The organism is Bacillus sp. SW14 (assembly GCF_047608225.1).
Taxonomy (GTDB): Bacteria; Bacillota; Bacilli; order Bacillales; family Bacillaceae; genus Bacillus; species Bacillus subtilis_G.
The window spans coordinates 2,250,575-2,276,797 of the sequence record NZ_JBLKRW010000001.1 but is presented as its reverse complement, the minus strand read 5'-3'; the positions used below and the strand labels follow the sequence as shown (position 1 = coordinate 2,276,797).

Genomic DNA, 26,223 nt, shown 5'->3' with positions numbered 1-26,223 from the left:
ATTCATTAGTGAAAACTGAGCATATCAGCAATCTCTTGCAGCGCGTCCTCGGTCAGTTCTTGATCATCAAAATCACTGATGGTCTTTTCTGTTTCGCTTTTGTTCTGGCAGTGTTCGATCAGCTGTAATAAAAATTGACGGCATGTTTCGCTAAGCTGTTCGATGGTTTTGCGCTCAAAGCGGGCATTGTCATAAGTCATATTGACAGTCATTTTTCCTTCTGCAGCGATTGCGCTGATATCCAGCGACTGTTCACGGTTCCATGTTGTGCTGATATCATCCCCGGCACCAAGCGGAGAGAATGAGAAGGCGTCCTCCTCAGGTGCTTCAGCTGGGCTACCGCTTTCAAATTGCCCCAAATAATTGAAGCTGATTTCTGGCGCGCCTGTGAAATTGATGTCTTTTTTGTCAGGCGGCGTCAAATATTTGATGACACCGTAGCCGAATCCTTTGTCCGGTACACGTCTCAGTGTATCTTTTGTTGTTTTTAGCACATGAACCATGCCTTCTTCCGAATCTGGCAAGTCTGCGTTCAGTTCAATCAATAACGGATAAATGGCAGTAAACCATCCAACCGTACGGCTCACATCAATCCCGTCTAATACATCCTCTCGCCCGTGGCTTTCTAATGATAGTTTGAAGGCGGATTGATTGGTCCAATGGCGCAGCGCGAGAATGACAGAAGCGAGAAGCAAATCCTGAGTATCTGTGTTGTATGCGCTGTTGGCATCTTTTAAAAGCGCAGCTGTCTCTTTATCGTTTAATGTAAACGAAATGGTGGATCGTTTTCTCTCGTTTGCTATGGGCCCGTCGATTTGATCAAAAGGCAGTGCTGCTGTTTGATATTCTTCGGTTTCGCGCCAATACTTGAGCTGTTTTATAAGCTGCTGGCTTTCTGCATAGCCAGAAAGCTTTTTCGCGTACGCTTTAAACGAGCTTGTTTTAGGCGGCAGTTTGATATCCTCCCCGCCAGCAGCTTTGCGATACCCTAAAGACAAATCTTCAAGCAGAACCCGCCATGAGATGCCGTCAACGACGAAGTGATGAGCCGATAAAAATAAGAAATCACCGTCAGTTGTGCGGAAAAGACCGGCTTGCAGCAGCGGACCATTCTTCAAATCCATTTTCTGCTGAATATCACGTACATGGTGTTTGATAATAGGCTCATACGCTCTATTTCCGTTAGTGTCTTCTGGAGCTGATAAATCAATCATCTGAAGGCCATACAGTGCATCGTCCGAATGACTGATCGGCCGATTATATTGATTCCAATATCCTTGTTCATTCTGTGAAAATACCATCCGCAGCGCATCATGATGACTTGTTATTGCTTTTAACGTTTTGCGCAGTGCGTCTTCTTGTATAGAGGTGCTTCGATGCAGCATTACGGACTGATTAAAATGGTGTTTTTCTTTTATATCTTGAGAAAGAAACCATTTCTGAACAGGTGACCATTGCACGTCTCCCTCAACAGAAGCTTGGGTGGAACTTGTATTTGAATCACGGATATAAGCTGCCAATTCTTGAATGGTCGGATGGCTAAACAAATCTTTCACTGCCATTTGCTTTTCTATCCGGTGAAGCCGTGCCGATACCTGTAACGCTTTGATCGAATCTCCGCCAAGCTCAAAGAACGAATCAGCAGTCCCGATCTTTTCTGCCCCCAGCACTTCCTTCCATATATCTTCCAGTATTTGTTCCATCTTGCTGGCTGGTGGGAGGAATGGACGTTCAGCTTCTCTCTTTGATACGGGTTTTGGAAGTGCTCTGCGATCCAGCTTGCCGTTTGGTGACAATGGAAGTGAGTCCAGTTTTTCAATATATGCAGGGTGCATAAACACCGGCAGCTTGTTTTGTAATGCTGAACGTACTGTATTTGTGCTCAGCTCTGGTTTTGTCACAACATAAGCGCTTAATTCGGTTTGTCCTGACGCTGTTTCATGAGCAACTACTGCGGCGTCTTGTACACCGTTTATACAACGGATGACTGCTTCAATTTCTTTCGTTTCTACACGATAGCCTCTGATTTTGACTTGATCATCGATTCTTCCCAGATATTCGATTGTTCCGTCGGCCATCCATCTGGCGGCGTCTCCTGTTCGGTACATTCGTGTTTCGGGTTTGAATGGGTTCTGGATGAATGCACTCTCTGTCAGTTCAGGAAGGTTGACATACCCTCTTGCAATCCCAGTTCCCGCTATACAAAGCTCTCCCGCAACACCGATTGGCTGAAGCTGATGATTACTGTTTAAAATCAGCACTTGGGTCCCGTCAATTGGCTGGCCGATGCTAACGTATGTCTGCTTTTCCATATGTCTCATGACGGTAGTGGCTACACTGTTTTCTGTCGGCCCATATTCGTTGGCGAGTTCGGTATGCGGACATATGGCCATACTGCGGTCGATCAACTCGCGGTCAGCTGCTTCTCCTGCCAGTGTGACGACTCTCAGCGTCTTTACATCTTCCGGCTGCACTACGTCCAAAAGCGCTCGATATAAAACAGGCACAATAATCATATGTGTAATCCGGTGACGAGACAGCTGATGCTTAATGGCCAGAATGTCCTTCGCTTCCTCTTCATAAAGCAGAACTGCTTTTGCACCTGACAAAAGCGGTGTGAACATACTAGTTAAAAAGCCGTCAAATGAGAAAGAAAAGAGCTGCAGGATAGTATCTGTCTCGTTGAAAGCATAAGCGCTTCGCCGCCATTGAAGAGTGTTGGCAATGCCTTTATGCTCGACCATCACCCCTTTTGGGCGGCCCGTCGTTCCTGATGTATAAATGATATAGGCCAAATGATGAGCAGACGATACTTGCGGCAGCGGTGATTTGTCGTATGCCTTCGCGTCTTGTACGGTCAAGATCTCTCCTTCAAAATCATCATCAGCTCTCCAATCCGCTTCATTTACTGTCAACAGCAGTTTCGTTCCGCTATCGCTGAGAATATAGCGTTTCCGTTCCGATGGGTATTCAGGATCAATGGGAACGTAACAGCCGCCTGCTTTCCACACACCAAGTATAGCTGCTACCATGCTGAACGAACGAGGCATCATGATGCCTACTGGTGTGTCCGGTTTAACACCTCTGCTGCGCAATGTGTGTGCGATTCCATTGGACCACTCGTCAAGCTCCTGATATGTGAGTGTTTTGTCTCCGATGACAAGTGCAGAGGCTTTTGGTGTTCGTGCAGCTTGCTGCTCAAACAATTGACTGATTGTTTGTTCTTCGTATTGATTTGCTTTCCTGATGTTAAACTCATTGAGCAGCTGGTTTCGCTCTTCTTGGATCAGGATGTCGATACGGTTGAGTGTCACCTCTGGATTTTTTCCGATGATGCGAAGTACATTTGTCAAATGAGATGCCCAGCGTTCCATGGTGGTTTTCTCAAACAGTGCGGTTGAATATTCAAAAAGAAAATGTATGTTCCCGTCACCCTCAGATGCTTGTAGTGTCAAATCGAATTTAGAAACGAGATGAGAAACTTCTGCCGGCTTCATTTGCAAATCATGCAGATGCAATGGCTCGTAATCATTATTTTGGACAACTAACATGGTATCAAATAGCGGGTTTCTGCTCATATTCCGCGTCACTCCAAGCTTATCGACAAGCTCTTCGAACGGATAATCCTGATGCTCATAGGCTTCCAATGCAGTGGCGCGCACTTCCTGCAAATACTGTACAAACGGCTTCCCGCCCTCCGGGCGTGCCCGAAGCGCCAGCGTGTTCACGAACATACCGAGTATCGGCTCAAGATCCTTGTGCGGACGGCCGGCAATTGGCGAGCCGACTATGATCTCTTCTTGTCCGCTTAAGCGTGATAATAACGCTGTGTAAGCCGCAAGGAGCACCATGTACAATGTGCTTCCATTCTCCTGTGCCAGCTTATAAAGGCCTGATGCAGTTTCTTGATCAAGCGTAAAGGAGACCTTGTCACCCGCGAAGCTTCGCACCGGCGGGCGGGTATGATCAGCCGGGAGATCCAGCACCGGCAGCTCGCCCTCGAGCTGCTTCAGCCAGTACGCCTCCTGCGTCTGGTACGAGTCCCCTTTTTTAAACCCTTCTTGCCATACGGCGTAGTCTTTGTATTGAATGTGAAGCGCCGGGAGGTTCCGGTTGTTGTAAAGCGCCCCGAATTCCCGAATCAGAATGTTGACGGAAACACCGTCTGAAATCATGTGATGCATATCAACCAGCAATAGATGCCGTTCCTCTGATGCCTTTATGATTTGGGCACGGAACAGCGGCGCTTGGCTGAGATCAAACGATTTGATAAACGCGGCTGCCGCTTCCTGTTCGGTTTGTTCGCCGAGGACTGCTGTTTGTAATGCAAACGGCACTTCGTCATGGATGCGCTGCACCGGCTCGCCGCCTTCGTCCTGTTCAAAGGATGTCCGAAGCGACTCGTGGCGCTTGATCAGCTCTTTGAAAGCCCTGTCCAGCCTTTCGGGGTCAAGCTTCCCTTCCAGTTCTAATACAGCCGGCATATTGTAGCCGGTCCCTCCGTCCTCCAGCTGCTGAAGGACATAAATTCGCTTTTGAGCAGAGGAAACCGGATAGGTATCACGCTGTTCCGCCGGTTTCATCGCTTCATATGGACTGTCCGTTCCTTCACGGATAACGGAAGCCAGCCCTTCTACCGTCGGATGGGTAAACACATCTTTCAGCGGCACCTGAACATCGAATTCTTTTGAGATCCGGGACACAAGCGCCGTTGCTTTTAGAGAATGTCCTCCGCGGTCAAAGAAGTTGTCGTGAATCCCGACAGGGCCGTTTTTCAGTACGTCCTCCCACAGCTGAGCAAGCTTCATCTCGGTCACATTTCTCGGCGCCGTGTAGGTCTCTTCATCTGCCGCTCCGTCAGGAGCTGGCAGGGCCTTTCGGTCAAGCTTTCCGCTTGGCGTAACCGGCCACTCTTCCATCTCTATCATATGAGCTGGGATCATGTAGCTCGGCAACACTCTCTCAAGCTGCGCCCGCACCTCATTTCTTCCGAATCCTTCTGCATAGGCGCATAATTCCGGTTCGCCGCTGTCTGTCCGTACGGTAACGGCCGCCTCCCTTACGCCTTCTATGCTTCTAAGCGCCGCTTCAATTTCTCCGGGCTCAATCCGGTAGCCTCTGATTTTGACTTGATCATCCAACCGGCCGAGGAATTCAACATGTCCATCAGGGAGCCAGCGCGCCACATCCCCTGTTTTGTACATGCGTTCACCCGGGTAAAACGGATCCTCAAGAAAACGCTCTTCTGTTAATGCCGGCTGATTCAAATAGCCTCTGGCAACACCGGCTCCTGCAATGTACAGTTCGCCGATACATCCGGCAGGCAGCATCCGCTGCTTTTGATTGAGGATATACAATCTGACATGATGAACAGGTTTTCCAATTGGAATACGTTCAAGTTTTTCATACAGCGGACAATCAAAGAACGCAGCTTCTACGGTTGCCTCCGTTGGTCCGTAGGAATTGGTTAATGCAACATTTGGAAGCAACTCGCAAAATCGGGAGACGAGATGGGTTCCCAGCTGCTCTCCCCCGGAAAACACCCGCTTGAGTGCCTTTGTCTTAATCGGTACAGGGCGATATTTTATATGTTCTAAAAATGCATGAAGCATTGAAGGCACAAAATGCATAGCTGTAATCTTTTGTTCTTCTATAGCCTGCGCGATCACTTCAGGTTCTTTTTCGCCTCCCTGAGGAAGCAGATAAACAGAAGCACCAGCATAAGGCCACCAAAACAGTTCCCATATTGAAGCGTCAAATGAATAGGATGTTTTATGCATAATCACATCTGATTGCTTCAGCCGATAACGGGACTGAAGGGAATTCAAAAAATTCACCGCTGATCGATGTTCAACTTCAACACCCTTAGGCCTCCCGGTAGAGCCGGATGTATAGATGACATATGCTAAAGATTGCGGGAGAACGTCCGCATTCGGATTGGACAAACGATGTTTCAGCCCGCTATTTGTCTGATTGAGATAGACAATCTCCCCTGCAAATGCCGGAACACGCAGGCCGGCAGACTGAAGCAGGAGAATGTTTGTACCACTGTCCTCCAGCAGAAAGCTGATTCGTTCTTCCGGATAATCCGGGTCAATGGGCAGATAAGCGCCGCCAGCTTTAAGAATGCCATAAATACCAATCAGCATTTCAGGCGAACGCCTTCCCATAATGGCAACTGTTGTTTCAGATTTTACTCCTCGTTCGATCAGCTCCCAGGCGATACGGTTAGCCTGTTCGTTCAATTCTTTATAGGTTATCGCTCCATGTTCAAAGATAACGGCCGGCTGATCAGGCGTTTTTGCTGCCTGCTCTTCGAATGCATAGTGGAGAGTTCGATTTATCGGATAGCCTGTCTCCTGAAACGGATGGCATGATTCAACGAAAGCCCTCTCTTCTTCTTTTGTTAAGAGTGGAATGTTGTCCAATTCTGTTTCAGGGCTGACAGCTGTATGTTCCACAAGGGTGGTGAAAAGGCCGGCCCACCTTTGGATGGTTTCTTTCTCAAACAAAGCTGTACTGTATTCAAACTGACAGAATAGCTCGGAATCGTGTTCTGTCACATACAGGGAAATATCAAACTTCGATATTGGATGCTGCAAATCGTGCCATTGAAGCTGTACCTCTTTCATTTTCAACTTATGCTGTTCCATATTCTGAAGAACAAGCGTTGTGTCAAACAATGGATTCCGGCTCATTTCCCGCTGCACACCGAGTTTATCCACAAGCTCTTCAAACGGATAATCCTGATGCTCATACGCTTCTAGTGCCGTCTGTCTGACTTCTTTCAGAAATTCTTCAAATGTCTTATTACCGGCCGGGCGTGTCCGGAGAGCCAATGTATTAACGAACATCCCAAGAACAGCTTCAAGGTCGGCGTGGGGCCGTCCGGCGATAGGTGAACCAATCACGATATCATCCTGACCGCTTAATCGAGACAAAAAGGCTGAATACAAAGCGAGAAGCGTCATGTAAAGCGTGCTTCTGTTTTGACGGGCGAGCCGTTTTATGCTGGCCGTAATCTCTTTATCCATTTGAAAGGTTACTTTTCCGCCTGTGAATTGCCGTTCTGCCGGACGGCGTTTATCTGTCGGAAGCTCTAGTACAGGAAGGTCCCCGCTAAACTGCTGTTGCCAATAAATCTCCTGCTTTTGGTACGAGTCCCCCTTTTTAAATTGCTGCTGCCAAACGGCGTAATCTTTATACTGGATCCGCAATGGCTTAAGCTGCCGGTTTGCATAAAGATCGGTGAATTCTCGGATTAAGAGCTGGACGGATACGCCATCTGAAATGATATGATGCATGTCCACCAGCAATACATGCTTCTCGTTCGCCACTTTAATAAGGCCCGCTCTAAATAACGGCGCCTGGCTCAGATCAAAGGGACGGACAAAACCCTCGATAGCGGTCTCTTTACTTAATGTGAACGGCACTTCGGTATGGATACGCTGAACCGGCTCGCCATCAGCCCCAGATACAAATGAAGTTCGAAGCGGCTCATGCCGACTGATCAATTCTTTAAATACAGCAGACAGTTTAGCGACATCCAGTGCCCCTTCCAATTCTAAGACCGCTGGCATGTTGTAGGCGACACCCTCATCAAGTTGCTGAAGCACATATGTCCGTTTTTGTGCCGAGGATACAGGATATGTCTCCCTTTCTTCTGCTGGTTCAATTGCTGCATACGGATTTTGCTCTGCATCTCGAATGATTGAAGCCAATCCTTCTACCGTAGGGTGGCCAAAGATGTCCTTAAGCGGAACTTGCACATGAAATTCCTTTGCAATCCGTGACATAAGGACTGTTGCTTTCAACGAGTGGCCGCCATGGTCAAAAAAGTTGTCTTGGATGCCTATATGACCATTTTTCAGCACATCTTCAAATATTTGCGAAAGCTTTGCCTCTAACAGATTACGAGGGGCAGTATATGGAATCCCGCTGATTGAATCATCTGATTCAGGAAGTGCTGATTGATCTACTTTTCCGTTTGGGGTAAGAGGTATGCTGTCAACCCATACCCATTTCGCAGGGATCATGTATTCCGGGAGCTCACTAGCCATATAGCGGCGTAAATCTATTGCATCCAGCTTTTGTACACTGCAATAGTAAGCGCATAATTCATGTTCACCGCTTCGGTCTTGCCTGATGAGAATGGCGGCTTCCTTAATGTCCGGGTGGTTCATCAGTGTGATTTCGATTTCTTGCGGTTCAATTCGATAACCTCTGATTTTCACTTGATTGTCTGCCCGTCCGATATATTCGATGCTGCCGTCTTCAAGTCGTCTGGCCAAATCACCCGTACGGTACATGATCGCTCCGGGCCTGAAAGGATCAGGTGAAAATTTGTCACGTGTCAGGCTATCGTGATTGACATATCCTCTGGCAACACTTGCGCCGGAAATATAGAGTTCACCTGATACGCCGCAGGGCTGCAGCTGTTTTTGATGATTCAAAATATATAGTTCAGTACAGCCTATCGGTTTACCGATTGGAGGAAACTCAGGAATAGGGTCTCCCGGATGAATGGTATGCGTAGATACCACATGAGTTTCTGCAGGTCCGTAATGATTGTGCAGGTGCATGCCGCGTTTACGTAATGCATCTTGAAAAAGGCTTGAAATGATTAATTGTTCTCCAGCTGCAATCAGGTGTTTGACACCGTAAGGAAACGAGTTCGCAAAGTGCTGCTCGCTGAAAATCATTTTGATAAAAGCCGTTGGGACAAACACAATATTCGTCTGATGCTTGTTTATAAATGCAAACAGCTGAGGCACATCTCTTTTTATGGCTTCTGGCACGATGTGCAGTGTGCCGCCTTTAAGAAGCGCTGAAAAAATTTCTTGATAACAGACGTCAAAGGCAGGTGTCGCAAATTGCAGAACATCTGCTTCAAAGTCAATGCCGGAGTGAGTATATTCGAACTTCAGCAAGTTAGCCATGTTTCGATGTTCAAATTGAACACCCTTTGGTTTACCTGTTGTGCCTGATGTGTAAATCATATACAGGAGATCGTCCGCATTGTTGACTGACTGTAGGTTACTGTCATCTTTTTGGCTTTCGAAATCTTCTGCATGAGTGATAGAGTAATTGTTTTCAAGCGATGAGGAAAGATGCGCTTGTGAAACAACATGCGAACAGCCGCAGTCATTTAGAATATAATGGATTCTGTCAGCCGGATAATACGGATCAATCGGAACAATGGCACCGCCTGCCTTTAAGATTCCAAGAACACCGGTGATAAACGCCGCAGAGCGTTCCATCATGATCGCAACAGGCTCCTGTCTCGCAACACCTTTCATTCGCAATTGCCGTGCCAATCTGTTAGCCGATTTGTTCAGTTCTCTGTATGTTAACGAGCAGGCTTGATCAATTACAGCATAAGCGTCCGGTGTCTTTTCCGCTTGTGCTTCAAACATAGCATGGATGGTTTCGTAAACAGGTGATAGGTCTGCCATTTCACCAATCAGCTGCTGCTTTTCAGCGTCAGTCGTGATATCAATTTCTGAGGGTGGAAGATTCGGATTGTTTAAGATTTGTGATACGGCATTCAGAAGATGCCCCTTGACAGAAAGCACAAAAGACCGATCATGCTGTTCAGCATCATAGCTCATTTTAATATGGATTTCTTCACCTGGCGCTACCATAAGATAAAAGCTGTAGTTGGTTTCATCTGCCACAGTGAAGTTATGAATCTGAAAAAGATCAGAAGCATGTTCCTGTTTATTCAGCATCTGAATCTCTTGCTGTACCGGATAGTTTTCAAATACGAGAATATGATCAATCAACCCTTGCTTAACCGCTGAACGGGCTTGAATCTCATATAAAGGGTGGTAGCTGTATGCTTCAGCGGCAAGACGGTCTTTTTGCATATCTTTTATGAGCTGTAGAAATGGCGTTTTTTCTCCCTGCACCCGAACCGGTATCGTGTTAATGAAAAGGCCTATCATCTGTTCAATGCCTTCGATTTCGGCGGGCCTTCCTGACATGACAGATCCGAATACGGCGTCATCGTTATTATTATATTTTTGAAGCAGAATGCCCCAAATGGTATGGAAAATTGTACTGAGTGTTACTTCTTCTCTTGCGGCAAGCTCCGAAAGCCTGCTGCTTTCTTCCTTAGAGAATGAAAACGTAACGTGTTCCTGCCTGCTTCTCCCCTTTGTTTTTTTCTGCTTCGGGAGCATGGTTTGCTGTTCATGGCCGGATAGATAATGTTCCCAATATGAAACTGCCTGCTCTTTGTCTTGCTCCATCAACCATTTGATATACCTTCCGTATGGCTGGACCGGCTCCAATGATATAGGGGAGCCGTGTACAAAAGATGCGTAAATATGGAGAAACTCCTTTAACACAATGCTGAGGCACCAGCCGTCCATCATGATGTGATGAAAGGTCCAAATACAAGTGTATTGGCCCTCTCCTGTTTGAATCAGAGTGATGCGCATGAGCATATCTTTTTGCAACTGAAACCCTTGAGCACGGTCCTCTTCTTTCAATTGCTCGATAAACTGTGACTGCTTCTCTTCGTTTAAATGCGTGATGTCTTTTTCCTGTACGATGACATTCCGTTCTCTCAGGACAACCTGCTGGGGAGATGAAACATTTTGACTGATAAAAATCGTTCTGAAAATATCGTGTCTGGCTACAAGAGCATTGATGCTGTTTTGAAAATACTGCGGGTTGACTTTCCCTTCTATTGTAAAAGAAGCTTGCTCGACATATGCCCGTGAATCTTTTTGCAGGAGGGAATGAAAAAGCATCCCTTCCTGCATGTAAGACAGCGGATAAATATCCTGAATTGAATTCGCTTTTGTCATGTTCATGTCTCCCTGTCACGATTTTCTACAATTCTTCCACCAAGCTGGATATACTGTCCAAATCCTCTGCCGTTAATGATTGGCTGCTAAAATCGCTCAGTGTCTTTTCTGCTTTCTGTTTACCGGCGCAGTGTTTCATAATGTCCAGCAAAAAGTGTTCGATCCTGTTGATAAGCTGATCCATTGTGTTTCGATGAAAGCGGGCTGGCGGATAACTAAGACTGAAATGAAGCTTGTTGTCTGCTGCCATAGCACTCATCTCGATGATTTGCTCACGCTTCCATGTAAGAGTGATATCCTTTCCGTTTCCAAGACTTGATGGGCGGAAACTGCCCTGTCTTTCTATGTCATTGAACTGGCCCAAATAGTTAAAGCTGATTTCAGGTGTTTTTGAAAACGTAATGCTTTTGTTTTCAGGGTGTGTGAGGTATTTCAGCATACCGTAACCCACCCCTTTGTTTGGTATCCGGCCCAGTGTATCTTTAACGGTTTTTACTGCCGTCCCGAGCTCATTCCTATGATTTTCAAAGCTTATGAGGGCCGGGTAAATGGATGTAAACCAACCGACCGTCCGGCTGATATCTAACTCCGGCAGAATGTGTTCTCTCCCGTGTCCTTCCATAGCGATTCGGAGCTTGCTTGCGCCTGCCCATTCACAAATCGCCAAGGAAGCCGCGGTTAACAGAATATCTTGTGTATCTGTACCATAGGCGTGATTGACGTTTTGCAGCAAAACGTCAGTGTCTGCTTCAGAGAGTGAAAAGCTTACCGAGTCCCTTTTGCTGCAGTCGGTGTTCTCATGATGCGACATGTCATATGGCAGTTGCGCAGCTTGCTGTTCTTCTGCACTTCGCCAATACGCTTCCTCACGAATCAGCTTGCTGCTTTGGGCATAGCCCTGTATTCGTCTTGCGTATTCCTGATAGGAATCAGTTTTAGGCGGAAGTTGAATCGCCTCGCCTGCAGCAGCTTGTTGATATCCAGCTGACAAATCCTCAAGCAAAATCCGCCATGAAACCCCGTCAACGACAAGATGGTGGATGGTAAGGAACAAGTAATCTCCGGACAGTGTTTTAAACCACACGGCATGTAACAATGGTCCTTTCTGCAAATTGATGCTTTGCTGAAGATCTGCAACTTCTTGTTTGATTTGTGTTTCCCAACCGCCTTCTGTCTGTGAAAGATCAGATATTCTTAAACTATATAGCTGTGATTCATGTATGCTTTGGTTGATTTGAGTCCACCGCCCGTCATCGTTGTGATAAACCATCCGAAGCGCATCATGATGCTCCGCCAGTTTTTTTAAGGATGCTCTAAGAGCGTCTTCAGACAAACGGTCAGAATGGAAAAGCATGACAGACTGGTTGAAATGGTGTCGTTCTTCAATATCTTGTGAAAGAAACCATTGCTGAACAGGCGTCCATGGAACCTCTCCTTCAACGGGTCCTTGCTCTATGATTCTTTCTGTTTTACGGATAAATGGTGATACGTCTTCTATCTTTGGATGACGGAATAAATCACTTACCTGCAGGCTTAACCCGTGGCGTCCGAGGCGTGCAGAAACTTGAAGGGCCTTGATTGAATCTCCGCCCAATTCAAAGAACGAATCCTCTATTCCGATCCTCTGGATGCCTAGAACCTCCTGCCAGATCAATGCCAGCTGCTCTTCAAGTTCGTTGCGTGGCGGGACGTACGTTTGTTTAGATGCAAAATCTGGTTCAGGCAGTGCTTTCCGGTTCAATTTTCCGTTTGATGTCAGCGGAAGTGTATCCATTTCAATGATGTACGCCGGAATCATATAATTTGGCAGTGAACGCGCGAGAAGAGAACGCACTTGCTCAGCATTCGTGCCTGCTTTCACACTGATGTAGCCAAACAGCTCTTTGCTCCCTGTCTGTCCTGTACGTGCCAATACAGCTGCTTCTTTGACCCCCTCTATTTGGCGAAGTGCTGATTCGATCTCACCCAGCTCCACCCGGTAGCCTCTGACTTTTACTTGATCATCAATACGGCCAACGTACTCAATTGTGCCATCGGGAAGCCAGCGCGCCAGATCACCTGTGCGGTACAGTCGATCGCCAGACGCAAATGGATTTGGGATAAATTTCTCTCTCGTTAAATCAGGACGGCCCAAATATCCTCTGGCGACGCCATCTCCGCCGACACAAAGTTCGCCAACAGCTCCGATCGGCTGCAGCATTCCCCATTTATTTAAGATATAAGCGGTGGAATTACCAATCGGCCGCCCGATCGGAATGGAAAGTTCATATGTTTTTTGAATGTGAAAGCACGTCGAAAAAGTTGTATTTTCGGTTGGCCCATATCCGTTCCATATCGATACTTCCGGGCAGACATTTTTAATTCGATTGATGTGGCTCACCGACAAAGCTTCTCCGCCTATAATCAGATGGTTCAGCTGTGAAAATGTTGTCTCATTTTGCTCTGTCAAATGATTGAATAGAGAAGATGTCAGCCACATCGTTGTGATCCCGTGATGTTCTATGTATCTCTTAAGCTGATGGGGATCGAGAAATACCTGTTTCTCGGACAGGTGCAAAGCTGCCCCATTTAGCAGCGGTCCAAATATTTCAAATGTCACACCATCAAAACCGATAGATGATGTCATGAGAAGACGGTCTGCAGGTGTAAATGCAATATAATTGCTGTTTTTAACAAGGCGAATGACACTTCGCTGCTCAATCATGACACCCTTTGGTTTACCGGTTGATCCAGAGGTATAAATGATATAAGCGAGCGAATGCGGCCCTGCAGACGATTCAATATTCGTCGTTTTTCCCTGCTTTTGAATGTCTTCGATTATGATTTGTTCACATTCAATGTCTAATAGCCGTTTGTCGACTTTTTCAGATTGAAGAAGGAATGTCGCTCCGCTGTCTGAGAGGATGTAAGCTATTCGCTCAACAGGCAGATCAGAAGCAATAGGCAGGTAGGCTCCCCCCGCTTTCAGAATACCCAGCATTCCTGCTATGAGTTCTGGTGTTCGTCCTGTCCACAAAGCTACAACACTCTCAGGCCCGACTCCCTTTCTCTGTAGAACAGAAGCGATTTGATTTGCCCGTCTGTTCAGGTCCGCGTAAGTTAACACTTGTGTATCGCTGACAATTGCTACGGCATTAGGCGTTTGTTCAGCCTGGACTTCAAAGAGCCTGCTGATGGTTTCATTTCTTGGATATTCTATTTTTGTACGATTGAGCTCATGGATAAGGTAATGGGTCTCATCCTCATTCAGTATATTTATTGTTCCGAGAGCGGCTTTGCTGTCTTGGATGATGGAGAGTAACATATTGATGAAATAATGAAGCCACTTTTCTATCGTTTTTTTCTTATATAAGTCCGTACTAAATTCCATTTGGAACGTCAGCAACCCCCGGGGCTGTTCGTGAGCATACAGGGTTAAATCAAATTTGGATGTTTGATGCCCGTTGTTTGCTGCAGGTTTGAGACACAGTTCATCCAGCTGCATTGATTCCTGATCCATATTTTGAAGAACAAACATCACGTCAAACACTGGATTCCGGCTCGTATCCCGCGTCACCCCAAGCTTGGCGACAAGCTCTTCGAACGGATAATCCTGATGTTCATACGCTTCCAATGCTGTGTCACGCACTTCCTGCAAATACTGTCCAAACGGCTTCCCGCCCTCCGGGCGTGTCCGAAGCGCCAACGTGTTCACAAACATACCGAGTATCGGCTCAAGGTCCTTGTGCGGCCGGCCGGCAATTGGCGATCCAACGATGATCTCTTCTTGTCCGCTTAAGCGTGATAATAACGCTGTGTAAGCCGCCAGGAGCACCATGTACAGTGTGCTTCCATTCTCCCGTGCCAGTGTATGAAGACCTGATGCGGCCTCTTGATCAAGCGTAAATGAGACCTTGTCACCGGCGAAGCTCCGCACCGGCGGGCGGGTATGATCAGCCGGGAGATCCAGCACCGGCAGCTCGCCCTCGAACTGCTTCAGCCAGTACGTCTCCTGCGTCTGGTACGCGTCTCCTTTTTTATATCCTTCCTGCCATACGGCGTAGTCCTTATATTGAATGTGAAGCATCGGAAGGGTTCGGTTGTTGTAAAGCGCCCCGAATTCTCGAATCAGAATGTTGACGGAAACACCGTCTGAAATAATGTGATGCATATCAACCAGCAACAGGTGCCGCTCATCTGATACCTGTACGATTTGGGCACGGAACAGCGGCGCTTGGGTGAGGTCAAACGGCTGGATAAACGCGGCTGCGGCTTCCTGTTCGGTTTGTTCGCCAAGGAATGCGGTCTGTAATGTAAACGGCACCTCGTCATGGATGCGCTGCACCGGCTCGCCGCCTTCGTCCTGTTCGAAGGATGTCCGAAGCGACTCGTGGCGCTTGATCAGCTCTTGGAAAGCCCTGTCCAGCCTTTCCGGGTCCAGCTTCCCTTCCAGCTCTAACACAGCCGGCATATTGTAGCCTGTCCCCCCGTCCTCCAGCTGCTGAAGGACATAAATCCGTTTTTGGGCGGAGGAAACCGGATAGGTCTCCCGCTGTTCCGCCGGCTTCATTGCTTCATATGGACTATCCGTTCCTTCACGGATAACGGAAGCGAGCCCTTCCACCGTCGGATGGGCAAAAACATCTTTCAGTGGCACCTGCACATCGAATTCTTTGGCGATCCGGGACACAAGCGCGGTTGCTTTTAAGGAATGTCCTCCACGGTCAAAAAAGTTGTCGTGAATCCCGACAGGTCCGTTTTTCAGCACGTCCTCCCACAGATGGGCAAGCTTCATCTCTGTCACATTTCTTGGCGCCGTGTAGGTCTTTTCATCTGCCGCTCCGTCAGGAGCTGGCAGGGCCTTTCGGTCAAGCTTTCCGCTTGGCGTAACCGGCCACTCTTCCATCTCTATCATATGAGATGGGATCATGTAGCCGGGCAGAAGCGTTTCAAGCTGCGCCCGCACCTCGTTTCTTCCGAGTCCTTCTGCATAGGCGCATAATTCTGGCTCGCCGCTGTCTGTCCGTACGGTAACGGCTGCCTCCCTTACGCCTTCTATGCTTCTAAGTGTTGCTTCAATTTCTCCGGGCTCAATCCGGTAGCCGCGGATTTTGACCTGATCATCCAACCGGCCGAGGAATTCAATATTCCCGTCAGGGAGCCAGCGCGCCACATCCCCGGTTTTGTACATGCGTTCACCCGGGTAAAACGGGTCCTCGAGAAAACGCTCTTCTGTTAATGCCGGCCGATTCAAATAGCCTCTGGCAACACCCGATCCGGCGATGTACAGTTCGCCGGCGACACCGCAAGGCTGTACGGCTAAATGCGGATCTAAAACATATAAACGCGCACCGGGTACAGGCTTCCCGATCGGAATCCGCAAGCGATCCCTGTCTCGCTCTGGGTCCAATACGTAAAATGCCGCGTCTACCGTTGCTTCTGTCGGCCCGTAGCCATGGATCAGCGAAACCTGCGGAAATAAAGAAGCAAAACGGGCCGCCGTATGGGGCGCAAGCGGTTCACCTCCGGCGAATACACGCTTCAGGCTTGTCCCGTCACCCAGCGATTCCATTTCCGCTTGATCCAGAAAGCTGTTCAGCATAGCCGGAATAAAATGAACCGTTGTCACTTTTTCCTGATGAATGGATTTTACGATCAATGCCGGGTCTTTCTCCCAGCCGGGCGGAAGCAGATAAGCTGAAGCGCCGGAAAGCGCCCACCAAAACAGCTGCCAGACAGATGCATCAAAGGAAAAAGAGGTTTTCACCATGACAATGTCCTCTTCCTGAAGCGGAAATTGATGCTGCATACCGGTCAGAAAGGAAACGGCCTGGCGGTGCTCAACGGCCACTCCTTTTGGCTGTCCGGTGGAGCCTGACGTATAGATGACATAGGCGAGAGAACCGCTGTCAGCGGGAGCAAACACATGACTTTCTGCTTTTTCGTTCGCAAGAGATGCCATGTCAACTTCAAGTGTCTCTCCGGAGAAGGTCGGTGCGGAACATCCCGGCTGCGTCAGCACGAGAGCTGCGCCGCTGTCTTTCAGCATGTAGCTCAGCCGCTCCTCTGGATATGCAGGATCAAGCGGCAAATACGCCCCGCCTGCTTTCAATACGGCAAGTACAGCTATCAGCATGTCAGGTGACCGCTCAGACAGGATGCCGACGATGCTTTCCTTGGTGACGCCGCGTGCCGCAAGGCGCGCGGACAGCCGGCTGGCATACATGTCAAGCTCAGCGTATGTCAGCGAACCGCCGGAAAAACGGATGGCTGGCCGCTCCGGTGTGCAAGCCGCCTGTCGTTCAAACAGTCCGTGCAGGGTTGGGGCTTTAGGCGAAACGGATACAGACCTGTTATTTTGAGAAACAATTTTCCTTGTTTTGTTCTCATCCAGCAATGTCATCTTTGACACGGAAAGAGTTGGATCAGAGATGATGTCAGAGATCATGTGCTGTAAATAATCTTTTATCTCAGACATCATATTTGATTGATAAGCGCCAGTATGAAAATGAATCCGAACGTACAAGGTACGGCCTGGGATCACTTTGACACTGCATCTATAGTTGGTCTCCTCTGCCATCTCAAAATCTTTCACGGAGAAATCAAATGATCCAGCCTGATTCAGCCCTTCAATCTCTTGCTGGGTAGGTGTATTTTCAAAGACGATAATATGATCGATAAGCTCTTGTTTAAGAGCACTCTGCGCCTGAATGTCATATAAAGGGAAGTAACTATACGCTTCTGCTTCAGTCATATCCTTTTGCATCCTGCTGACTAGGTCAGAAAAAGAAAGGGAATCACTTTGGACTCGAATAGGAATGGTATTGATAAAAAGGCCGACCATGTTTTCCACATCTTTTAGCTCAGAAGGTCTGCCTGATATAACTGATCCGAACACAACATCGCTGCAGCGATTGAACTTTTGGAGCATGATTCCCCATAAAGCTTGGAAAACAGTGTTTAGCGTCGCACCAGTCGCTGTTGCGATTTTCTGTAATTCGGAGGTTTCTTTTTCAGAAATAGTGAACGTGATCTGCTGTAATGTCCCATCTGGCATTTGATCTGTTCTTTTGGGCAGAGGCGTCGCTTTTTCGAAATGCAGAAGCCTCTTTTTCCAATACTCAGCTGCTTCTTCTCGGTCTAGCTGCATCAGCCATTTAATATACGTCCCGTACGGCTGTACGGGAGGCAAATCAGGAACCTGTCCTTTTCTGAGCGCTTGATAAATGTGGAGAAAGTCTTTAATAACAATACCTAAACACCAGCCATCCATTAAAATATGATGATGGCTCCAGATACAGATATAACGATCAGGCCCCCATTTCAAAATAGATATTCTCATCAGTACATCCGTTTGGAGATCGAAGCCTCTGGATTTATCTTGTTCTTTGAATGCCTCGGTGCAATGTTCTTTATCACTTTCATTGAGATGGGAAATATCTTCAAAATGAATATGGCAAGGACGATGCTTGAGCACGACCTGGCGAGGTTTGGCTACATTTTTATAGATGAACGCTGTTCGAAAGATTTCGTATCTGTCAAAAACACCATCCATACTTTTTTGGAAACGCTCCAAGTCAAGCTGTCCATGTATCGTAAAAGAAGCCTGTTCAAAATAAGCTCTTGACTGTTCATCATACAGTGAGTGAAAAAGCATCCCTTCCTGCATAAATGACAAAGGGTATATATCCTTTATTTCGGGTTGCTGCGGCATCAGTATGAATCTCCTCTCCCTATAGTTTGTTGACGACTCCCATAATCTCACTCAATTCATCAAGCGTTAAATCTTCATCGGTGAAGTCAGATGCGCTCCATTCTCGGTTTTCTTTGCCCGTACAATGCTCAATGATGTTTTCCAGAGTCTGTTTAAAATGCCCGGCAAATGTTTGGATTGTTTTTTCCTCAAATTGAAGCCTGTTATAGATGATGTGCATGTTCAGGCAACCCGAAGAAACAGCTCCGCTGATATCCAGAGCATAAGGCCGCGCCCAGCTCGGGCTGATCTCATTTTCTGGTTTGATGTCAGAAACCTCAAAGGCTTTTGATTGAATATCCTGATCAAACTGGCCTAAATAATTAAAGCTGATTTCCGGGGTGTTTTTCTCAGAGCCCCATCTTTTGCTGATATATTTCAGCACACCGTAGCCTGCGCCTTTATTCGGTATACGATGCAGCATATCTTTTGTCTGTTTAATGAGATGGCCCAGCCGTTCATCTTTGTTCTTGTGATCAGAATCGCTCATATCAAGCCACACAGGATAAATCGAGGTGAACCAACCGACAGTTCTGCTCATATCAATGTCCGCAAGATATGACTCCCTTCCATGGCCCTCCATGCTGATTTTAAACTGGTCAGAGCCCGTCCATTGTTGTAGAGCAAGACCTAAAGCTGTCAGAAGAATATCATTCATCTCCGTGCTGTATGCTTTATGTGCAGCAGTTAACAATAATTCGGTGTGATGGCGGGACAGCTCAAATTCAATCACTTCTGTATCTTTGAATAGGTTAGGCGCTGCTTCATTGTCTTTAGGAATAGGTTGAATGCGACGGTTCTCGCGCTCTTCCCAATACGCTGCTTCGCGCTGCATCTGGCGGCTTTTAGAGTAGTCAGCTATTCTTTGTGAATACGTTAAATATGAATCTGTTTTTTGCGGCAGTTTAATAGATTCTCCTGAGACTGCCTGTTTGTAAGCTGTTGAAAAATCCTCGAACAAAATGCGCCATGAAACCGCATCAATAACCAAGTGATGAATCGTCAGAAACAAATGGTCACTATTTTCGGTTCTAAACAATCCAGCGTGAAGCAAGGGGCCGGTTTCCAAACGAATATGCTCCTGCATCTGGCTGGCGACTTCCTTAATCCTGTTATGTGCTTCTGTTAAGTTACCCTTTACATCAAACAGTTCAAGAGAATATAGCTCCTTATCTGGCAGATCTATCCCTTTATTTATCTGAACCGGCCTGCCATTTTCATACCGGCATACGATTCTCAGTGCGTCATGATGAATCACCAGGCTTCTTAGCACCTTTCTAAGCGCAATTTCATCAAATCGTTCAGTCCGGTTGAGCATAACGGACTGATTAAAATGATGCATCTCCAGAGATTGCGAGAAAAACCATTGCTGGACAGGTGTCCAAGTGATCTCGCCTTCGACCGGACCTTGGTCAATGACGTGTACGGCTTTTCGAACACGAGCGGACAGTTCACCCAGAGTCTGATGTTCAAACATCTCACGTACTGTCGTTTCGAATCCGCGTTGCTTCAGTCTGGCGCAAACTTGCAGCGCTTTAATAGAATCTCCGCCAAGTTCAAAGAAATTGGCGCTTATGCCCAGCTCATTCACATCAAGAAGCTCCTCCCAAATATCAGCCATTACCTTTTCAATCTCATTTCTAGGGCTGATATCATCAGCAGGATAAGCATGTTTATCAGGTTCCGGCAGAGCTTTCTGATCGAGCTTTCCATTAACAGTCAGCGGGATGCTGTCAATCTGTATCAGACGGGCGGGCAGCATAAAGTCAGGCAGCATGTTTTTTAGAGAAGTTCGGATATCTGATGTATTTGCGGCCTGTTGATCTGTTGTCACCATGTATGCATATACAGCTGTTTGCCCTTGCTCATCTTTTCTTGTGATGACAGCCGCCTCTTTAATAATCGGATGCTGAAGAAGAGCCGCTTGGATTTCGCCTAACTCGATACGATGCCCTCTGACTTTAACCTGATCATCAATGCGGCCTACGTATTCCAGCTCGCCATTTGACAGGCGTTTAGCAAGATCTCCCGTTCGGTATAATCTGTCCCCCGGAAGATACGGATTGGGTACAAAACGGTCAGCGGTCAGCTCATCTCTGTTGAGATATCCCCGTGCTACACCTTCACCGCCTATATAAAGCTCCCCTGGAACTCCGATCGGCTGCAGATTCATATGAGCATCCATCACATAAGCCTGCAGAGTTGAAAGCGGCCGCCCGATATTGCTTTTATTATTTGCAATGTCAGCTGCGGACAATTTTTTGAATGTGACATGTACTGTCGTTTCTGTAATACCGTACATATTGATCAGGTCAGTATGTGGATATTGATCATTCCAGCTTTGAAGCATGCCGGGCTGTAAAGCTTCGCCGCCAAAAATGACGTATCGGATGTTTAACCGGTCCGAATGGTTTTGATCTTCATGCATCAGCCCGTAAAAAGCTGTCGGGGTCTGATTGAGTACAGTGACGCGTTCTTTCTTTAACAATAATCGGAATGCCTGAGGGTCACGGGCTGTTTCCTTAGAGACCACAACTAGTGTACTTCCGTTCAATAACGCACCAAACATTTCCCATACAGAGAAATCAAAGCAATATGAATGAAAGAACGTCCAGACGTCTTCATGGCCAAATTCAAAAGGCCGGTTTTGATGCTTTAAAAGACTGATCACATTGCGGTGCTCGACCATGACGCCCTTTGGCCGGCCCGTCGTTCCGGATGTGTATATTACGTATGCAGGCTGATCCGGCAGAGCTTTTTGGATTTTTAAATCAGCCGGAATTGAATCATTTTTAGCTTCATCGATATACAACATTTTCCCGCTGTAGTCTGCAGGTTTATTTTGTCCGCGCTCTGTCAGCAACAGTTCTGTCCCGCTGTCATTGAGCATAAAACTGATACGGTCCTGAGGATATTCAGGATCAATCGGCAAGTAGGCCCCTCCCGCTTTTAAAATTGATAAAATACCAATGATCATATCAGGTGACCGATCGAGCATCAGACCGACGATATCCCCAGTGCCGACCCCTTGTTTGATGAGCATAGCAGCTGTCCGGTCTGCTTTTTCTTTCAGGTCTCGATAAGTAAGCTGAGAGTGGCCGCACACCACTGCGATATGATCAGGATGTTCAGCCGCTTGCTTTTCAAATAAGCTTACAATGTTTTCATTTCTCGGATAAGCTGCATACTGTCCCATTTTTTCAAGGAGCAGCTCTCGCTCTGCAGCAGGTAGCAATTGCATTTCCGAAATTCTCATCTCGTTATTCGCTATTACATTTTTCACCAGTTCAATAAAATAGGATGCCCATCGCGCAATGGTCTCTTCTTCAAAAAGAGCGGTGCTGTATTCAAAACGGCAGCGAATTCCGTCTAAATGCTCCTCAGCGTGTAATGTCAAATCGAATTTGGATATATCGTGTCTTGGAGTGACAGACAAAATCGATAGACCTGGCACTTCAAACTGGAAATCTTCACTGTTTTGAAGCACGAGCATCGCATCGAACAGCGGGTTGCGATTTACCTCTCGATGTGTATCGAGCTTATCTGCCAGCTCTTCAAAAGGATAATTCTGATGTTCATAAGCTGTCAGAGCCAGACGGCGAATATCCTGCAAATACGAGCTGAACGTTTTGTGGCCCTCGGGCTGGCTGCGCATCGCTAATGTATTTACGAACATCCCGATGACGCCCTCCAGATCAGCGTGCGGTCTTCCTGCAGCGGGCGAGCCGACAACAATATCCTCTTGCCCGCTAAGCTTGGATAGCAAAATAGAATAGACAGCCAGAAGGATCATATACAACGTTGTTCCCGTTTCAGCCATTAAACGGTGCAGCTCATTTACGGTGTCTTGATCAATGTTTACTTCAATTGTTCCGCCGCTGAAATCAGGGAGACGCGGTCTTGTTTTATCAAGCGGTAAATCTAATACAGGAAGACTCCCGCCAAGCTGATCAAGCCAGTAGGCCTCCTGTTTTCTGTATAGGTCTTTCGGGAACTTCTCTTGCTGCCAAACAGCAAAATCCTTATAATGCAGATTTAAAGCTGGCAGTTCCTTTCCGCAATATAAGTCAGTAAATTCTTGGACAAGCGTGCTCATCGAGACACCGTCGGCAATGATATGGTGCATATCGAGCAGCAAAAATCCGTGATTATTGCCCATTGAAATGACACATGCTCTAAAGAGCGGACCGGCCGATAGATCAAACGGTTTGATAAAGGACTCGATTGCAGGCTCAAGCATTTTTTTTGATTCCATTTCAAGCTCTTTCAGGTCAAAAGCCATCTCTGGATAAATGATCTGCACGGGCTCTCCACTGTCAAGCACAAAAACAGTCCGCAATGTTTCATGCCGATTCACAAGTTCTGTGAGAACTCTTCTCAACCGCTGGCGATCTAGATTTCCGCACAATTCAAGTACAGCGGGCATGTTATAGCCTGTGCTGTCATCTGCCAGCTGATGAAGAGCATATAATCGTTTTTGCGAGAAAGACAGCGGATAGACCTCTCTTTGCTCCGCAGGCTCAATCTGTGTAAAAGCATGTTCTTTTAAGCTCATCAATTTGACTGCCATGCTTTCAATTGTAGGGTAAGAGAAAACCTCACTGAGCGGCAGCTCGACATGAAGCTTTTTATGTATTCTTGATACGAGTGCGGCCGCTTTTAAGGACTGTCCGCCTAGTTGAAAGAAATCATCACGAATGCCGATTTTCTGTTTATGCAGCACATCTTCCCAAATCTGTGCGAGATCAGCTTCGATTAAGGTTCGGGGCGGCATATATGTGAGAGCCGCATTGTTTTTTGGTTCAGGAAGTGCTGAACGGTCAAGTTTCCCGCTGGATGTTAATGGCATTTTGCCGATGTTGATAATACTTGCGGGTATCATATAGGATGGCAATGTCCCAGCAAGATGGCGATGCAAATCCGGGAGACTGCTTCCCTTTTCCGGAACGATATAAGCAATAAGCTCCTTGTCCTCAGCAGAAGCATCACGAGCCAATACCGCTGCTTCCTTCACCCCCGGTGCCTGTCGAAGAACTGTTTCGATCTCTCTCAGTTCAATGCGGTAACCCCTCATTTTTACTTGATCATCAAAACGTCCAATATATTCAATCGTTCCATCCGGCAAAAAACGGCCTGCGTCACCTGTTCGGTATAAACGCCTCTCTTCAAGGAATGGGTGATCGGAAAATGCTTTCTCTGTCAGTTCTGGCTGTTTGTAGTATCCTCTGGCAAGACCCGCGCCGGAAATACACAGTTCGCCGGCCGCACCGATCGGCTGCAGTTGATTTTCGTGTAACACAAATACTTTTGTGTTCGCAATCGGGTGTCCGATTGTGATCCTCTCGTTTTCGTTCAGATGACGCAATATTGTTGTTGCCACACTATTTTCTGTAGGCCCGTATTCATTTGCCAGTTCTGCAGAAGGACAAATCTTTTGACTCATCTCAAGCAGATCAGGTGTCACCGCTTCACCCGCGAATGTCACAATACGAAGACTTTTTGCATCCTCAGCAGTCATCACTTCCAATAACACCCGGTACAGAGATGGAACAATGATCATGTGACTGACCTTATATCGGGTTATTTTTCGCTTAAGAGCTAAAACATCTTTCGCTTCGTCATCTGTTGTCAGCAGTACGCACGCACCGGATAAAAGCGGGGTAAACAAGCTCGTCACACAACCGTCAAACACATATGAAAACAGATGGAGAGATAGATCCTCTTCGGTCATGTCATACTCTTCCCGTCTCCATTGCAATGTATTGGCAATGCCTTGATGATCAACTAGAACACCTTTGGGGCGTCCTGTCGTTCCCGACGTATAGATTAAGTAAGCGAGATCACCAATCGTCACATCTGGAGCCGCTGTTTGGTGACTTGCTGTATGTTCTATCGTTATCACATTTCCTTCATAGTGCGGCGGGATGAATGACATAAGGTCTTCTTCTATCAGCAATAGATCCGCTTGACTGTCCTTCAGAAGGAAAGAAAGGCGTTCTGTTGGGAAACTTGGATCGAGCGGCATATAAGCCCCCCCTGCTTTCCAAATCCCAAGCAGAGCGGCAGGCATCTCCATTGACCGGCCCATCATCACAGCTACGATATCTCCAGGTCCAACACCCTTTTCTACTAGGGTGTGCGCAATCTGGTTGGCTCTTACATGTAATTGGCGATAGGTCCAACATTCATCACCCATTTTCAATGCATCAGCATCAGGTGTTTTGTAAGCTTGTTCCTCGAACAACTGGGCTATCGTTTTGTTCCTATAAGGCCGTTCTGTCTCGTTAAACAATTGGATAACTTTTTGCTCCTCCGGGGGCACGATATTGATGTCATTGACGGTAATATCCGGATTTTCCAAAATGCAATCTAGTGCTTGTTTTAGATGTCCCTGGATCCGCAGCATCTCCTCCCGTTCGTAAACGGCTGCGTTGTAGCTGAATTTGATATAAAATGATTCTCCCGGTACGATAACGATATTAAAGTCGTAATTGGTTTGCTCTGACATTGAAATGTCACCCAGCTTCAGCGCATTTTCCTCATTCTCGCTCTCAATGCGTAATGCCTGATCAAGCTGTACAGGATAATTTTCAAAGACAAAAATATGATCGATCAAACCTTGCTTTAATGGACTATGGTTTTGAATGTCATAAAGCGGGTAATACCCATGCTGTTCAGATGATAAAATATCCTCCTGCACGGCTTTGACCAGCGAAGAAAACGTCATGCCCTCCGCAGATCGAATTCGCACTGGGACCGTATTAATAAACAAGCCGACCATTGATTCAATCCCATCAATCGCTGACGGGCGTCCTGAAATAACGGAACCAAAAACTGCATCATCAGCTGCGTTATATCGGTGCAGAAGCACGCCCCAAATGCTCATAAACAACGTGTTTAAAGTGACTCCCCATTTTTGGGCGGTTTCTGCCAGTTTCTCAACTGTTTCCGGCGCTAAAGAAAAGCGGACCTGAGCGGCTTCATAATCCCCGTCCGCTGGGCGGCGCTTTATCCGGGGAATAGAAGCGGTATTGCCGTATTCCTTCAAATATCCGCTCCAGTAAGCGGCAGTCTCTTCTTGATCTTGTTCTCCAAGCCATTCAATATAACGGCTGTACGGTACCGTGCTTCCAAGCTGCACAGGCCTGTTATTGCTGAGTGAATCATACATGCTGAAAAACTCTTTAAGAATAATGCCGAGACACCAGCCATCCATGATGATATGGTGATGTGTCCATACACACGTATATTTGCTATCGCCTCTATCAAAAAGGGCAAGACGCATTAAAGGATCTTTTTGCAAATTAAATCCTTTTTCCCGATCCTTGGTCATAAATTCATCGATCAGGGCCTGCTGTTCATGATCAGCCAAGTAAGAAAAATCTTCTCTATACACTGTCAATTCGCGGTTTGATAAGACTACCTGCTGCGGCCCTGTAAGATCTGGTACTTCTTTAATAAAAATCGTTCTGAAAATATCATATCGGGAGACAAGAAGGTTTAAGCTCTTTTGAAACGAGTCGATACATAGATTCCCCGTAATCGTAAACGAGGTCTGTTCAACATAGGCTTTTGAGCTGAAATCCATCAGTGAATGAAACAGCATTCCTTCCTGCATGTGTGATAACGGATAAATATCTTGAATTTGTGCCGATTGTGCCATCAATTCCACAC

Annotated in this window: 3 protein-coding genes; all 3 read right to left on the bottom strand. The window is 46.9% G+C overall.

From position 1 onward, the window contains the following. Positions 1-5: 5 nt before the first annotated feature. Genes ACMX2I_RS12000 through ACMX2I_RS11990 form a run of 3 tightly spaced genes read right to left on the bottom strand, consistent with a single transcriptional unit; the run spans position 6 to position 26,212 of the window. Positions 6-10,817: an amino acid adenylation domain-containing protein gene (locus ACMX2I_RS12000; RefSeq protein WP_414957056.1), complete on the bottom strand. Its 10,812-nt coding sequence runs from the start codon at positions 10,815-10,817 to the stop codon at positions 6-8. A gap of 25 nt (positions 10,818-10,842) precedes the next feature. Then, positions 10,843-18,510: an amino acid adenylation domain-containing protein gene (locus tag ACMX2I_RS11995; protein ID WP_414957055.1), complete on the bottom strand. Its 7,668-nt coding sequence runs from the start codon at positions 18,508-18,510 to the stop codon at positions 10,843-10,845. A gap of 19 nt (positions 18,511-18,529) precedes the next feature. Then, the gene (locus tag ACMX2I_RS11990) at positions 18,530-26,212 is read right to left on the bottom strand and encodes an amino acid adenylation domain-containing protein (RefSeq protein ID WP_414957054.1); all 7,683 of its coding nucleotides are present in this window, start codon (positions 26,210-26,212) and stop codon (positions 18,530-18,532) included. Positions 26,213-26,223: the final 11 nt, after the last annotated feature.

What these genes read in the sequence shown, in the direction of transcription:
- ACMX2I_RS12000 (WP_414957056.1), bottom strand. Translation starts at nt 10,817, where the DNA reads ATGACAAAAGCGAATTCAATTCAGGATATTTATCCGCTGTCTTACATG.
- ACMX2I_RS11995 (WP_414957055.1), bottom strand. Translation starts at nt 18,510, where the DNA reads ATGCCGCAGCAACCCGAAATAAAGGATATATACCCTTTGTCATTTATG.
- ACMX2I_RS11990 (WP_414957054.1), bottom strand. Translation starts at nt 26,212, where the DNA reads ATGGCACAATCGGCACAAATTCAAGATATTTATCCGTTATCACACATG.